The sequence below is a fragment of the Marinobacter sp. L-80 genome (genome assembly GCF_056859395.1).
Window position 1 is genome coordinate 16,441 of record NZ_JBSXOI010000061.1, and the last position, 14,477, is coordinate 30,917.

Consider the following 14,477-nt stretch of genomic DNA (forward strand, 5'->3'; position numbering starts at 1 on the left):
CCCAATTAATTCCACTCAAGAATAAAATGGTCATCGTCCTCATCGACATTGCCGCCGATGCTGATGACATTTACGAGCATTTCCTGAACATCCCAATCGCGAGCCAGCTTTTCTTCCATCGTTTCCCGATTTATCACCAGGCGCTTCTCAGCCTGGATCCGGATCAACGCGGGCTGGTGCTGTATTTCCGCATGAGGGTTATCCTCCATAACCGCTTCGGCGAGATAGCGAGAGTCGTCGTTGTCCTGAAATACAATGAATACCAACTGGCTCATGCTGAGACTCCCCTACTCTGCAGTCCGAATTTCTTCAGGCGGGTAGAAAGCTCCGCCCGGGCTTCATCCAGAGCGTCAATACCCACCGAGGCTTCTGCCAGTGGTTGGAGAGCGCTATAGATCTGCGGCTCCCACTGATCGATCCACGTCTGGAGCAGTTCGCAATTGGCTTCGCTCTCACCGGCGACGGCTTTGATCATGGCGTTGGTCCAGCGAAGGGATTCTTTGTACCAGTCGCGCATGAACTCGGTGAGCATGGAAACGTCTTCCGCACCCTGAGTCGCAAGCCAGGCATCCATTTTGTGGTACACCAGGGTGTACATCAGTCCATCCAACAGAATGTTCTGAACCAGGGTCAGTTCGAACCAGTCATCAACAACCAGGGTGTCCTCCACGAGTTTGCGCATGGGCTGCCACAGCTCGTCATCCATCCAGTAGCCTTTGGACTCGTCCAGTGCCTTACCGGTACTACCGTCAATCAACAGAGCAATGCGAGACAGGTACTGACCAATGCCCAGACGATCCATCGCGGCGTAGATGTGCATCTGGGAAACGGTGGTGGCTACAGCGTCACCCGAGATCTTGCTGTTGTTCATGTTGGCGCCCAGTTCAACATGACGAAGAGGCACCAGCAGGCGCAGCAGCTGCTTCTGAGTCTCTTCCGGCAGGCGCGTCAACAAGTTGCGCTTGTCGCAAAAACCAAAGCTGGTCTCGGCGGACTCCTGCATTTTGGCCCGGTTGCCTACGTAGACGCCGTAGTAGTACTGGCGGGGATCAGACACCGCGTACCAGTCGTCCATGCGGATGGCGGTACGGCGATCATCATTGAGCTCGTATCGGGAATCCCATTGGGGGCGATAGTGGAAGTTGGTTTTCGCCTCCAGGTCGTAGCTCGCTTCCTGATAGCGAGTCGCCGGCTTGTCACCAAATCGGCGCGCAATGTGGCTGTAGGTGTGACGAATGGGCTCCACCGAGGTGGTTTTGATTTCGATACTCATATCAACCTTTCCGTTTTGTTTTTGTGGATCAGATTGTGGGTGTTGCTAATATTCAGTAACGTTGGCCGCGCTCTCCGAAGCGCCACTTCATCATGTCTTCGTCGATCTCGCGGATCATGTCGGAGTCCATGTGGACCACATGGTTGTGCTTGCAGAAAATTTCGAAGGCTTCGCGGGGGAGCACCAGTTCGACGAACAGCTCCGGATACCCGATGGCAAAGTCAAATTCCACGAACTTGTCGCCTGGCTCGCTGCGGACCCGGATATAGCGGGTCATTTCGTCAAAGGTTTTCTCATTGGTTGCGTTAGTCATGGTTAGACCCGTTTGTGTTTTTTGTCGGCTACCAAGTGCTGAGCAACGCCTGTGCCACTTTTGATCTTTATGTAGAAACGAAAACACAGGATCCTGATTCGAAAACACTTTTTTCATTAGCCGAAAATTTCTGCGCTGCTATCGAGGGCCTCACAGCCATCCAGGCTACTCTTATTTTTTATCAAATGATTAAAACCTGAAGGCACCTTCGCAAATGGTCGACTAACTGCCACTTACCTTTTCAGCTCTCATTTTTTACTATTTGGTTGATTTTTTACTTTGGTCATGTGCTAGATATTGAGCTACTGAGCTCCACCAGAGCCACTCCCCACCCACAACAATTAACGGGGGTCTCCGACCATGGCTGTCAGTTATAAGCCACAACTGAACTACACGGATTTCAAGGATCTGACGGAGCAGATTCATTTCCACAGCTCGGAAGGCAAAATCTGGTTTGGCGAGCAACGCATGTTGCTGATGAACCTGACATCACTAGCGGCCTTCCGTCGCGAAATTGTCAATAGCATGGGCACAGAAAGAGCCAAGGGCTTTTTCTTGCGACTGGGGTACCTGTCCGGCCTCAAAGACGCAGAGCTTGCCCGCAAGTTACGTCCTCACTGCAGCGAGCTGGACATTTTTCTTGCAGGGCCCCAGCTCCACTCCCTCAAAGGAATGGTGAAAGTTGTTCCCCTGGAGATTGACCTGGACCAGGAAACGGGCGATTTCTATGGCCGGCTTGAGTGGATCGACTCCTGGGAAGTTGAAATCTGCAAAACCGAACTCGGCCAAATGAAGGAGCCCGCCTGCTGGGTTTTGCTGGGCTATGCCTGCGCTTACACTTCCTCATTTATGGGGAGGGAGATCATCTTCCGGGAAGTCAGCTGCCGCGGCTGCGGTGACGAAACCTGCATGATAGAAGGAAAGCCCGCGGAAGAATGGCCCGACGCGGAAGAGTTCTCCCGTTACTTCAAAACAGACCCAATGATCGAAGAACTCTACGACCTTCAGGAACAGTTGAACTCCCTACGCAGCACGCTGCAGAGACAACAAGGCCAGTACTACGGTATCGGGCAGTCTGCTTCGTACAACAAAGTCTGCAAAATGATCGATAAGGCAGCGCAGGGAAGGGTTTCAGTGTTACTGCTTGGCGAGACAGGGGTTGGCAAGGAGGTCATCGCACAAAGCGTTCACCTGCGCAGCGAGCGCTCTGATGGCCCCTTCATCGCGGTGAACTGTGCAGCCCTTCCGCCAGACCTGATCGAAGCTGAACTGTTCGGTGTAGAGAAAGGTGCATACACCGGCGCCAATCAGTCCCGGGAGGGCCGCTTTGAAAGAGCGGATGGCGGCACAATCTTTCTGGACGAGGTCATTGAGCTAACCCCCCGGGCACAAGCCACGCTTCTTCGGGTACTTCAGGAAAGCGAACTCGAAAGAGTCGGCGACAATCGCACCCGGAAGGTAAACGTCCGAGTCATCGCAGCCACCAACGAGAGTCTCGAACAGGCAGTTGAAGACGGCAAATTTCGGGCAGACCTGTTTTATCGACTGAACGTGTTTCCCGTACACATTCCACCATTGCGAGATCGCCAGGAAGATTTGCCGCTCCTGGCCAGTCACTTCCTGGAAAAGTTCCACGCCCAATACAACAAACGAACACTGGGACTCTCAGACAAGGCTCTGGAGCTATGCATGCAATACCGGTGGCCAGGCAACATTCGTGAACTGGAAAACGTGATCGAGCGAGGCGTGATACTTACGGACAACAACGAGACGATCAGTCAGGACGCTCTATTCGTGAGCCCCCCTCAAATCAGCCCGGATTCTGTTGAACACATTGATGATGACGGAAACATGCGTCCTGGCAAGCCCGGTGGGTACGGCGGAAGCTGGTCGGACCAAGTGATCGAACAGGGTATCAGCCTTGACCAGGTCGAAGAAACGTTAATGAAGCAAGCGATGGAACAAGCCAACCAGAACGTATCAAAAGCTGCGAGACTGCTCGGGCTTACTCGCCCGGCACTAGCCTATCGCCTAAAGAAGTCGGGCATTCTCGCTGAGAACTAAGCCTGTTTGAGCGCGACACGGATGTTGCTGCTTTCGTAAACTGATCAAATCAGCAACTGGAATCTGAAATTCATCATTTGATAAAAGTCAACGCTGAAAATGATCATCCACACAATTCTTAAGATACTACCTGCCCCAGAAAACCCTCTGTTATTCAGTATGTTAAAAATCAATAATAATCTGGCACAGGCATTGCTGAATCACCGTCAGTCGCTTTACTTCACAAAAACAAAGACGGTGACAGAACAATGCAAGAAGCCCCTATGCGCTCTGTGCGCGCCTCCGGCGTTGCACTGGTGTTTACTAGCGCCACTACACTATTGCTGACAGGATGCGAAGCCCCGCTCAACCTTGAAGCGGTCAGAAGCATTGAGAATCAGCCCACCAAAAGAACCGATTTCTATCAGGCCATGGCCAGCAACCGGAACACTATTGTTGTTGCTGGCAACGATGGCGTTCTTCTCTCCAGCAGTGATCAAGGAAAGAGCTGGAAACGGCATCCTGAAATCACCGGTAACAGCTTCCTGTCGATTACATCGTGTCCTGATCAAAGCTTCATTGCGCTTAGCTTTGACAATAACCTGTGGCATGGCGATGCGTCCGCCCAAAACTGGGTAAAAAATGCCCTCCCCAGCCAGGAGCAGATGATGACTGTTGCCTGCTCGCCTGATGGCAAGTGGGTAACTGCAGGGAGCTTCACAACGGTTCAGCACAGTGCAGACCAGGGCGAATCATGGAGCGAGGCTTCCCTTTACGAAGATGCCATCATCAATAACCTCCAATTCATCAACCAAGATCAGGCCATTGCAACTGGCGAATACGGGCTTGTTCTGAAGAGCGAAGATGGTGGTGAGAATTGGGATATTGCCGGGAATGCCCCTGACGAATTCTACATTCACACCAGTTACTTCAAGGACGCCGATAACGGTTGGATAGGCGGCCTTAACGGCTTCATCTACCAGACCAACGACGGCGGTCAGAACTGGGAACAGATGTCGACAGCAACCAATGCTCCGATCTTCGGTTTCATAGCTGGAGACACCAGCCTTTATGCGTTGGCAGACAACGCCACTGTACTGCAACTGCAGCAAGATACCTGGAACAAGATCTCCGAATCCGAACAGCCGCTCTACCTCAGGGCCGGGCTGGCTCTGCCTGACCAGCGTCTTCTCGTAGCCGGAGGCCGAGGCCTGCTATTCGACATTAAACCCCAAACGGCCCTTGCCGCCAGCACAGACTGAGGTAACTGACCATGTCCAAACTGCATCGCTTCACGCACCTGATGCACCTGCTGGAAGTGTGGATATTCAACAACCCACGCAAGGTGCTTTCACTGATTGCTATTCTGACCCTGGTTTTCGCCCTGCGAATTCCCGGTTTGAAAATATTTACCGACTTTGCTGACCTGCTGCCCCAACAACACCCCTACATTGAACTGCACAACTCCATCAAAGACAGTTTCGGTGGTGCTAATGTTTTGGTGGTAGGGGTTGAGTTTGACGAAGGCGACATTTTCACGAATGAAAATCTCGCTCGCATCGATCGAATTACTCAGGCCGTCGATAGCCTGCCGGGTGTAAACCACAACCTGGTATCCAGTGTCACCCATCGAAACTCCCGAAAAGTATGGCTCACCGAAGTAGGTAGTATTAACTCCGAGCCCTACTACGACTCCACTCGCGGTCTGTATTCCTCCGATGAACTGGAATCCATGCGCGCTGATGTTGCAGCAAACCCGCGGGTCTATGGGCCTCTCGTGTCACCCGACTTGAAGATGGCGCTGGTCAAAGCGCAGCTGATCGAAGGCAAACTAGATTATGAAACAACGTTTGCCCAACTCCAGGAACTGCGAGCTGAAGAGGCATCGGAAGGCGTTACCATCTATGCCACAGGCCAGCCGGTATTAGTGGGTTGGGCCTACACCTATATGGATCAGATCCTGCAAATTTTTGTGTTCACTGTGCTCGCCATGCTAGCGCTGCTCATCTTCCACTTCCGTAAAGCGTACGGTGTGCTCATCCCCCTAGGCGGCGTTCTTGTCTCCACAATATGGGGGCTTGGGATTATCAGTTTCCTGGGTTACAACCTTGACCCTCTCGGCCTGGTAATCCCCTTTTTGATTGCTGCGCGAGCCATGAGCCACGGGGTTCAGTTGGTTGAGCGCTATTATGCCGAAACCCAGGAACTGGGTAACGGCCCGAAAGCTGCTAAGGCAACGTTTGACAGCCTATTCCGTCCAGGATCACTAGGAGTGGTGTCTGACGCCATCGGTCTATCCCTTATCGCCATTGGCTCCATCCCTCTCAACACCCACCTTGGCATCTATGCCTCCCTGTGGGCTATCACCGTGGTATTTACCGTTCTGATTGGTGTACCGCTGCTGCTCTCCATCCTGCCAACACCCAAGAACCCGAAAATCCGGGAAACTGTATTGCGCCATATCGGCAGCACCAGTTCACGCATGGTCACCAAACCGGGTTCTGCCCGAGTCATCCTGGCCGTAGGCGCCATTGCGATGCTCGGCGGACTCCTGGCTGCATCCAATGTCCAGATTGGCGACTCCGAGCCCGGTTCTCCAATTCTCTATCCCGATCATGACTACAACGTCTCGTCCCGGATCGTGAACGAGCGTTTCCCTGGATCAGAAGAACTTTATATCGTTGCTGAAACCGATGAAAAAGGAGGGCTGAAACGTCCGGAGGTACTGACAGCGTTGGCCGACTTTCAGACCCATATGCTGACTGACCCGGAGGTAGGTGGCGCCAAGGGACTGCCAGACCTGATCAAGCAGGTTAACCGCCTGATGCACAACGACGACCCCCGCTGGTACCAGATTCCCCACGATGCCGGCTACGTGGGCGGCCTGATGTTCACCTACATGGCTTCCAGCCCGGTTCCCGGTGCCCTGGACGAGTTCAACGATACCGACGACCGTGTTGCCAACCTGGTGTTCTATTACAAGGACCGCCAGGGCGAAACCATTCGCCGCGCCATTCACATGGCAAAGGAATGGATTGCAGAGAATGGCGATAGCGTAGAAGGACTGACCATTCGGCTAGCCGGGGGCACCCTGGGTGTAGCGGCCGCAATGAACGAATCAGCATTCGAGACCAATGTAATCGTTCTGCCGCTTGTATTCCTGCTGATCTTCGCTTTCGTCATGCTGTTCTACACCTCATGGCACGCCGGCCTCATGATGTTGATGGCTATGCTGTTTGCCACCACCATGACCTACGCTTATATGGGCCTGAACAGCCTGAGTATCGACATCAACACGGTGCCGGTAATCGCCGTGGGCATAGGTGTCGGTATTGATTACTCCATCTACATGATGGATCGCATCCGGGAAGAAATGGCCAAGTTTCAGAACCTCCGGGAAGCTGTGCAGCGTTCTATTTCTACAACCGGCATGGCAATCAGCTTCACCGCACTGACACTGATGGCAGGAATCATCATGTGGGTGATCTTCTCTGACCTGCGTTTCCAGTCCGATGCCGCGTTATTGCTGTGCGTAATGATCATCATCAACGGTCTTGCCGCAATGCTTCTGGTGCCCTCATGGGTGCTGGTCTTCAAGCCACGCTTTATCACCGACGTCTACGCAGATGAAGACGGCATTCTGCATTCCGAACACAGAAAACCGAAATCAACTCCGGCTGCTGCTCCCGCCAGGAAGCAGGAGGACGGATTTGTGCCAGGAGAACCGTACCGGGCGTAAACCGGTACGAAACTCCAAAAAAACCTGTAACGAGGACAAGCCATGCAAATAAAAACAAAAGGCCTGAGGTTCTGGTGCTACACCCTTGCGGGTGGTGCCTGCCTGGCGCTGACTCCATTGACCACAACCGTAGCGGCAGAAGATACCCGCGTTAACGGTTACGTTGAAAACGCCACCTACGGCCGAGAAGGCGTGGGGCTTTCGAAATTCCGCAATACCTTGCAACTAGAGCTGGAGAAAAAAGCCGGTGATGTGGGAATTTTTAGCAATGTGGGCTTCAACGCCACACTCCGGGGAAGTTATGACGGAGTTTATGATCTGAATGATGATGAGTATGGACGAAACGCAGGGGGTCCGGTTCAGTTACAAGATCTACCTCAAGGCACTGTTCCGCATGGAAGTGGTGCTGGCAGTCCTGCAAGTGCTATTCCTTTGCCCCCTGGTAACGCTTTTGGCTTTGATGTTAGCCAGAACCCCAATGATGGCATGGTGGTTCTGGGGGAGCATTTGCATTCACAGAACAACGGTGTCGCCTTCGGCGTTCCGGTGCGCCCTTGTGACAAAGACGACCGCGGCTGTATCAACGGGTATCTGGACAAAGACTCCAACGACCTGAGATTCCAGGAGTTCAACGATCGCGCCGACTTCATCCGGGAACTCTATGCCGACTTCGATATTAACTTCGATAACGGCAACATCCTGAGTACACGACTGGGTAAACAGCAGGTTATCTGGGGCAGAACGGACCTGTTCCGGGTACTCGATGTCATCAACCCGGTGGATTACTCCCGGAACAACATCTACGACGAACTGGAAGATATCCGGATTCCCATGTGGATACTGCGGACTGACTACCGCATGGGCCCCACCGAAGTGTTCGACGGTCTGGCATTTGATGACCTGAACTTTCAGGTGGTGTGGAACTTCGACAAGTTCCGCCCCCATGACATTGGCCAGTGCGGCCAACCAAACGTGATGCTGGATGCCGGCTGTTTCTTCCGGGGCATGAACAACCTCTGGGAAAATGGTGGAACCGTGGCAAACTTCGCGGGGGCTACTCCTGACGGGGGCCTCGCAACAGACTTCGGACCCGGCCAGATCGGTATCCGCAAGGCACACATGCCGAGCTGGAGCCTGTCAAATACTCAGCTGGGCCTGAAGCTTGAAGGGGTTTATGGCGATCTTGGATTCTCTCTCAATGCCCTGACCTATCGCTCCCAATTGCCCTCTCTCAGAGGGGGCATTCCTGCAACCAATGGGTTCACCGGAGAGACTGCTGTCTGGCCGAGCCTGATCGCTTTCGACATCCACTTCCCGCGCGTGAATCTCGTTGGTGGCTCTCTGGACTATTACTCTCAGGGAATTGACACGGTATTCCGCGTAGAAACGGCTTACACCTCGGGTGAGGAATTTGCCAATACCCTTCGCAAAGAGCTCTATTCCGAATCAGATGTACTCCGTTACGTAATCGGCGCGGACAAAAACATCTTCATCCCGGCCCTGAACGAAAGCCAGGCCTTCCTGTTCTCCGGACAGATTTTCGGGCAGCACATTCTGGACCACGAACGTGAGCAGAGAACCTACGGCGAAGCTGGCATTCCAGATTATGAACACAACTGGACCGCCACCTTGTTAATGCAAGGGTTCTACATGAATGGTCGCCTGACCCCGAAAATCATCACAGCACATGACTTCCGAGCGCAAGCTACCGCTATTGCGCCGTCTGTGGACTGGCTGGTCAATGACAATTTCAAGCTCACTTTGGGCGGGAATTTCAAAGTGGGGACCGGAGCCCGGAAATTCGACGACTGTCGTTCATGCAACCCCTGGGATCCGTTCACCCAAACACCTGGCGTTGTGGGCCAACAACCGGGTGAATCTGCCGGCGTCGGCAGCTATGAACCTCTCGCTCGCTTCAAGTCCGGCCCCATCGGTATGGCCCAGAAAGAAGACGAAATCCAGCTGACTGCCCGTTACAGCTTCTGATAACAAGAGGATAAAAACATGAAACCAACAACAAAACCGACAATACTGTCACGGTGCCTCGCAGCTGGTCTTGCTGCTGGCATGTTTGCCACTCAGGTGCAGGCAAACGAGGATGTTATTCAGAACTCCTTCTTTCCCTATGAGAACGAGGTTCCGAACCATGCGGGCCTCAATGTTGGCATGACCATCGACCAGTCCAACGTGGCCCAGTTCAAGGATGTCATCGACCCTGCCTTCTACACCTTTATCGAAAATGGCTGGACATCGATCACCGTAGGCGATACCACTTCTTTTGGCCTGAATGAAGGCTACGTAAATGCCACTCGTGATTCTCTGGGTAAGGTATCCCTGGGCGACCAGCTCGGTGAGATCAACGGATGGCAGGCTGGCAGACCATTCCCTGAGGAACCGGATGAAAGTGACCCCCGGGCCGGTGAAAAACTCGCATGGAACTATAAATATGGCTACAACTGGGGTGATAGTGCTGCCGTTTATCCGTTCTACTGGAAGTATCGGGATATGGATTCCGGCAAGGTGGAACGTACCATCAAGTTCAATTTCCATTTCCTGAACTTCAAGGGCCGAGTGAACCAGGAACCAGTACCAGAGATTACGCCAAACCCGTCTGACCTGTTCCGCGCTACCTACGTGCAAGCTTTGGATCCGGCTGATGTTCGCAACACCCAGCTGTTGATCCACCGCGCTTCCGACGACCTCAAGCGGGACAATTCATGGCTGTATCTGGGCTTCCAGCGTCGTGTACGCCGTCTGGCTACCGGTCAGGTTACCGATGCGTTCCTGGGTTCCGATCTGATGATCGAGGACTTTGAAGGTTATAACGGTCGCATTTCAGACATGAACTGGACCTATAAAGGGACCCGTCAAATGCTGATGCCCTTCTATAACCACAATGACATGAAGCTCGATACAGAGACTCACCAGGACGACGATGGCTACCAGGTTGTTGCCTTTGGTGGCCAGGGTGGCTGTTTCCCGGAAATCACCTGGCAGCTGCGTAAGGTTTACGAAGTAGAGGCTGTTCCTGTTGATGAAAGTCACCCATTGCAAAAAAGGGTGCACTACATGGACGCCCAGACCTTCACTATCCCGCGCACGGTGTCTTATGACCGCAAGGGCAGCATGTGGAAAACCTTCACCATTGGTCAGGCGCATCCGGACCATCACCTGCCCAAGAACAAGGGCAGCGGCGTGTCTATCGATGACAGCTTTACCATGATCGATGTACAGGCCAGCCATTGCACAACCGGACAGTTTAAAGGTCAGGTTGATCCGGAGCTCTCCAAGCCGCAGATGTTCAACGTCCAGCATATGCGCGCAACGGGAAGCTGATCTCTTCGTTGTTGTCGCTCTCTCTGGGCCCGCTCTTGCGGGCCCCTTTTTAATTTCAGAGCAGGCAAAAGAGATCACGGCATGAGCCTCTCCCGGGCTTGTGCACCTTACGGAGAATGTATCATGACAAAGACGGTCAACCAGACCTCCAACCATCCGATCACTGTCGTGATTTCACGTCGGGTTAGGAAAGGCGAGGAGTTCGCATTCGAGCAACTCAGCAGCCAAATGACCGAAAGAGCAGCCCACTTTCCGGGTTACCTCGGAGCTGCCATGTTCCGGCCGTCCTCACCGGATGATCCCGAATACCGGATTATATTCAAGTTTAGGGATCGAGAAACTCTGACCGCCTGGGAAGAGTCTCCGGAAAGAGCTGAGCTCCTTGAACAACTTGAAGCTTTGCTGGCAAAACCCAGTGAGCGTGAAGTGACTTCAGGAATCATCACCTGGTTTACCCTGCCCGGACAGAACCCGGTTAAACCGCCTCCCAAGTGGAAAATGACCATAGTCAGCTGGCTGGCGTTGTATCCTGCGGTTACGCTCGTTTTCGTGCTATTCGGTGACCTTCTGGCCCAGATCCCGCTGCTGCTGCGCACCATGGCAGTTACCATCGTAGTCATGTTGCTGATGAGCTATGTGCTGATGCCACGGATGACCCGCTGGTTTGCCTTCTGGCTGTTCCCGAAGAAGAACCGGGATGTCCGTTAACGGCGAGAAGGATCTTACCCGGCAATGACCAATCTGCCTGTTAACCGGTCTCAGTGGCTTGCGTTGGCCCTGATTCCGTTATTGTCTGCAGCGTTGCTGTTCAGCCCGGCAGCCGGTTGGTTCGATGGCCCCCAACGGCTCTCGGCGCTGCTGGTGATGGCCGGGCTTGTGCTGTTTGCCACAAGCGCGGTGCCGGAGTTTGTCACCGCCCTGCTGGTGCTGACCCTGGCCATGCTGTTGTCGCTGGCTCCGGCCGACGTGGTGTTTTCCGGGCTCACCTCGACCGCCTGCTGGCTGATTGTTTCCGGGCTGGTGATCGGCATTGCCATCTCGGAAACCGGCCTGGCCCAACGGGTGTCAGACCTGTTTACCCGGCACCTGGATGCCAGCTATACCCGGTTGATCGCCGGCATCGTGGTGATCGGTATTCTGCTGGGCTTTGTGATGCCCTCCTCGGTGGGGCGCATTGTGCTGTTTATTCCCATCGCCCTGACCATCGCCCACAGCTGTGGCTTTGAGCCTGGCAGCAATGGCCAGAAAGCCGCTGGCCTGGCGGCGGCCTTTGGCAGCCATCTGCCCACCTTTGCCATTCTGCCCGCCAATGTCCCGAACATGATCATGATTGGCTCTGCCGAGAAGATTCATGGCTGGAGCCCGATGTTCGGGGAATACCTGTTGCTGCACTTTCCGGTGCTGGGCATCCTCAAGGCTATCCTGCTGGTGGTTGTGTTGGTGCGGTTGTACCCGGACAACCCAAAGCCGGTTCCGCAAGCAGGATCAAGCCGGCCTTTCAATTTCAAGGAATCGCGGCTGATGGTAATACTTCTGGTGACCCTCGGGTTCTGGCTGACCGACACCTGGCACCAGATCTCCGCGGCGTGGATTGGCCTGGCGGCAGCGACCCTGCTGCTGATGCCCGGTGTTGGCATGATCTCTACACAGAGCTTCAACCAGAAAGTGAACATCAGCTCAATTCTGGTGGTGGCCGGCCTGCTGGGCATTGCCGGGCTGATCAACCATCAGAACATCAGCGGTATTCTGGGCGGCCACGTGCTGGGCTGGCTGCCATTGGAGCCGGGGCGGGATTTTGCCAACTTCCTTACCTTGTCACTCACGGCGACCGCGACCGGGATGGTCACCACCCTGGCGGGCATTCCGGCAACGCTCACCCCCCTGGCTGGCCCCATGAGCGAAATGACCGGCTTCAGCCTGGAAGCGGTGCTGATGACTCAGGTTCTGGGCTTCTCCACCATCATTTTTACCTACCAGTCCGTGCCCCTGATGATGGCCATGCCCCTGGCCGGCATCCCCATGGGCCATGCCGCCAGGTTGTGCCTGATACTGGCCGCCCTCACCATCGTGATTCTGTTTCCGCTGGATTACCTGTGGTGGAGGTGGCTGGGGTGGATCTGAGGCGACAGCGCGCCCCAGCCCCGGTTTTGGTTGTCCCTACAGGTGGTTCATCAGTGCCCGCAATTGTGCGTTATCGGGGTATTGTTGCAACAAGGCTTGGGTCACTTGCCGGGCTTTGTCCTTCTGGTCCAGCTGGAACAGCGCAACCGCGTACCGGTAGCCAAACAGCCACTGGCCGGGCACCAGTTGATGGGCCCGTTCCAGATCCGCCAGCGCCGCCGGGTAGTTTTGCAGGCGAATACGGATCAGCCCCCGCAGGTGAATCAGTTGGGGTTCATCAGGGCTGTGTTCCAGGGTTTGATCAATGGCCCGGACCGCTTCCAGGTTGCGGTCGCCGGCACGGAGAATATCGGTCAGCAGGATGGTGGCGGGCACGTAGCCTGGGTCTTTGCCCAGAGCACGGTTGAGCTGTTGCTCTGCCTTGTAGACATAATCCCCTGCCATCAGGTATCGGGCTTTGAGCACGCTGCCCGCGGGCAGGTCTGACTGCATATCAACGTAGTGCTCGTATTCCCTCTGAACTTCGCCCCAGCGCTCAGGGTCCGGCAGGGTGCCGGACCACACCATGGATTCAAAGGCCGCCAGCCTGACCGCCAGGGAGTCATCAGCCAGACCATTTTCAGCAAGCTCCCAGGACTGGCTCATGTCGCCGTGCCTGAGCACACGATAGGCGCTTTCGCGGATGACCGCATGATCGCTCTTTGCCAGGCTTGCCAGGACCGCCATGTGCCGGGCCACCAGCCCTTGCCCGTGCTGTTCCAGCAACGTTGCCCGGCGAATGGCAGGCTCATGATCATCGGCCAGATAGGCCAGAACCTCTGACAAGTTACGTTGCTGAACGTGATGCCAGGTATCCGGTTGGTAAAGATCCGGGTACCAGCTGCCGACGGTTTCCATTGACCAGGCGCGATCCTGGTTCGTGTGGCACGCCAGGCAAACATCCGGGCTGCCGGATGCCTTGGACACATCAGGCCGGGGCACCATGAAGCTGTGCTCCCGCCGGTTGTCGATCCTCATAAACGAGGCTTCGGGCATGTGGCAACTGACGCACTGCGCACCCGCGCTGTTACGCGGATGGTGATGATGATCCGGGGTATCGTAGTCACCGGCGTTGTGGCACTGGGCGCAGACACCGTTGCCCTCCATCTTCAGGTTGCCGCTATGGGGGTTGTGGCAATCCGAGCAGACAACTCCAGCCAGGAACATCTTGGGAGACTCTGAATAAGTCTCCTTAGAGTTCTCCGGCCTACAATGAGGCAAACGGAGAACGACATGAAGAAATCACGGTACTGAATATGTATGTCTTCCGGAATCTCACCGAAGTCCGGCAACTAACCGAATCGTGGATGGCCGAATACAACGACGAACGCCCCCACGATTCACTGGAAGATCTGACGCCATGGGAATATCTGGCGAAACACCAACGGGCGGACAACTCTAAGCAGCGGTGCAACTAAAACAGGGATGTTTACACACCACTGCCGATCACTAAATTGTCCGTTTCATAATCCATCAGTTTTCCCTTCATTTTTCTATTGATGATGGTTCTAGGGTTGTTGGCAGAGAGGCCGTGTTCGTTTTAGGAAAGGTTGCTGCGTGCATTCTGCAGCTGAAAGTCCGACTAAAAATGCTTTTTAGGAGCTGCTCCATGC

The 14,477-nt window shown here is 54.5% G+C and carries 11 protein-coding genes and 1 pseudogene; 8 read left to right on the forward strand and 4 right to left on the reverse strand.

The genetic code is table 11. The features are described from left to right. Positions 1-5: 5 nt before the first annotated feature. The 3 genes from AC13E3_RS08835 to AC13E3_RS08845 are packed head-to-tail and all read right to left on the reverse strand — an operon-like array spanning position 6 to position 1,586. On the reverse strand, positions 6-275 hold the full coding sequence (locus AC13E3_RS08835; protein WP_043313075.1) for an MmoB/DmpM family protein: 270 nt from the start codon (positions 273-275) through the stop codon (positions 6-8). After that, on the reverse strand, positions 272-1,273 hold the full coding sequence (locus tag AC13E3_RS08840) for an aromatic/alkene monooxygenase hydroxylase subunit beta (protein ID WP_482901920.1): 1,002 nt from the start codon (positions 1,271-1,273) through the stop codon (positions 272-274). The genes AC13E3_RS08835 and AC13E3_RS08840 overlap by 4 nt, the downstream gene beginning before the upstream one ends. A gap of 52 nt (positions 1,274-1,325) precedes the next feature. Then, positions 1,326-1,586, reverse strand: a complete 261-nt coding sequence (locus tag AC13E3_RS08845; RefSeq protein WP_273134300.1) for a phenol hydroxylase subunit — start codon at positions 1,584-1,586, stop codon at positions 1,326-1,328. A gap of 360 nt (positions 1,587-1,946) precedes the next feature. On the opposite strand from AC13E3_RS08845, the gene AC13E3_RS08850 reads away from it, so the two are divergent. From AC13E3_RS08850 to AC13E3_RS08880, 7 genes are all read left to right on the forward strand, one after another. Then, positions 1,947-3,650 carry a sigma 54-interacting transcriptional regulator gene (locus tag AC13E3_RS08850; protein WP_482901921.1) on the forward strand — a complete coding sequence of 568 codons (1,704 nt, stop codon included), beginning with the start codon at positions 1,947-1,949 and terminating at the stop codon, positions 3,648-3,650. A gap of 248 nt (positions 3,651-3,898) precedes the next feature. Continuing rightward, positions 3,899-4,891, forward strand: a complete 993-nt coding sequence (locus AC13E3_RS08855) for a WD40/YVTN/BNR-like repeat-containing protein (protein ID WP_482901922.1) — start codon at positions 3,899-3,901, stop codon at positions 4,889-4,891. A gap of 11 nt (positions 4,892-4,902) precedes the next feature. Next, the gene (locus AC13E3_RS08860; RefSeq protein WP_482901923.1) at positions 4,903-7,368 is read left to right on the forward strand and encodes an efflux RND transporter permease subunit; all 2,466 of its coding nucleotides are present in this window, start codon (positions 4,903-4,905) and stop codon (positions 7,366-7,368) included. A gap of 42 nt (positions 7,369-7,410) precedes the next feature. Beyond that, positions 7,411-9,354 carry a DUF1302 family protein gene (locus tag AC13E3_RS08865; RefSeq protein ID WP_420195016.1) on the forward strand — a complete coding sequence of 648 codons (1,944 nt, stop codon included), beginning with the start codon at positions 7,411-7,413 and terminating at the stop codon, positions 9,352-9,354. Between the two features lie 18 nt (positions 9,355-9,372). Further along, on the forward strand, positions 9,373-10,704 hold the full coding sequence (locus AC13E3_RS08870) for a DUF1329 domain-containing protein (protein WP_273134295.1): 1,332 nt from the start codon (positions 9,373-9,375) through the stop codon (positions 10,702-10,704). Positions 10,705-10,827: 123 nt separating this feature from the next. Then, positions 10,828-11,412 carry an antibiotic biosynthesis monooxygenase gene (locus AC13E3_RS08875; protein WP_420195015.1) on the forward strand — a complete coding sequence of 195 codons (585 nt, stop codon included), beginning with the start codon at positions 10,828-10,830 and terminating at the stop codon, positions 11,410-11,412. Between the two features lie 24 nt (positions 11,413-11,436). Beyond that, positions 11,437-12,825: an SLC13 family permease gene (locus AC13E3_RS08880; RefSeq protein WP_176282942.1), complete on the forward strand. Its 1,389-nt coding sequence runs from the start codon at positions 11,437-11,439 to the stop codon at positions 12,823-12,825. A 36-nt stretch (positions 12,826-12,861) separates the two neighbouring features. Here AC13E3_RS08880 and AC13E3_RS08885 read toward each other — a convergent pair whose 3' ends face one another. Beyond that, positions 12,862-14,031: a tetratricopeptide repeat protein gene (locus tag AC13E3_RS08885; protein WP_273157874.1), complete on the reverse strand. Its 1,170-nt coding sequence runs from the start codon at positions 14,029-14,031 to the stop codon at positions 12,862-12,864. A gap of 80 nt (positions 14,032-14,111) precedes the next feature. Between AC13E3_RS08885 and AC13E3_RS08890 the strand changes: the two are divergent. Then, positions 14,112-14,282: pseudogene (locus tag AC13E3_RS08890) on the forward strand (integrase core domain-containing protein); the annotation flags it as partial. Between the last annotated feature and the right edge of the window lie 195 nt (positions 14,283-14,477).

Excerpts from the sequence above, each read along its gene's own strand:
- AC13E3_RS08860 (WP_482901923.1), top strand. The coding sequence starts at position 4,903 with ATGTCCAAACTGCATCGCTTCACGCACCTGATGCACCTGCTGGAAGTG.
- AC13E3_RS08870 (WP_273134295.1), top strand. The coding sequence starts at position 9,373 with ATGAAACCAACAACAAAACCGACAATACTGTCACGGTGCCTCGCAGCT.
- AC13E3_RS08835 (WP_043313075.1), bottom strand. The coding sequence starts at position 275 with ATGAGCCAGTTGGTATTCATTGTATTTCAGGACAACGACGACTCTCGC.
- AC13E3_RS08845 (WP_273134300.1), bottom strand. The coding sequence starts at position 1,586 with ATGACTAACGCAACCAATGAGAAAACCTTTGACGAAATGACCCGCTAT.
- AC13E3_RS08855 (WP_482901922.1), top strand. The coding sequence starts at position 3,899 with ATGCAAGAAGCCCCTATGCGCTCTGTGCGCGCCTCCGGCGTTGCACTG.
- AC13E3_RS08840 (WP_482901920.1), bottom strand. The coding sequence starts at position 1,273 with ATGAGTATCGAAATCAAAACCACCTCGGTGGAGCCCATTCGTCACACC.
- AC13E3_RS08850 (WP_482901921.1), top strand. The coding sequence starts at position 1,947 with ATGGCTGTCAGTTATAAGCCACAACTGAACTACACGGATTTCAAGGAT.
- AC13E3_RS08885 (WP_273157874.1), bottom strand. The coding sequence starts at position 14,031 with ATGTTCCTGGCTGGAGTTGTCTGCTCGGATTGCCACAACCCCCATAGC.
- AC13E3_RS08865 (WP_420195016.1), top strand. The coding sequence starts at position 7,411 with ATGCAAATAAAAACAAAAGGCCTGAGGTTCTGGTGCTACACCCTTGCG.
- AC13E3_RS08875 (WP_420195015.1), top strand. The coding sequence starts at position 10,828 with ATGACAAAGACGGTCAACCAGACCTCCAACCATCCGATCACTGTCGTG.
- AC13E3_RS08880 (WP_176282942.1), top strand. The coding sequence starts at position 11,437 with ATGACCAATCTGCCTGTTAACCGGTCTCAGTGGCTTGCGTTGGCCCTG.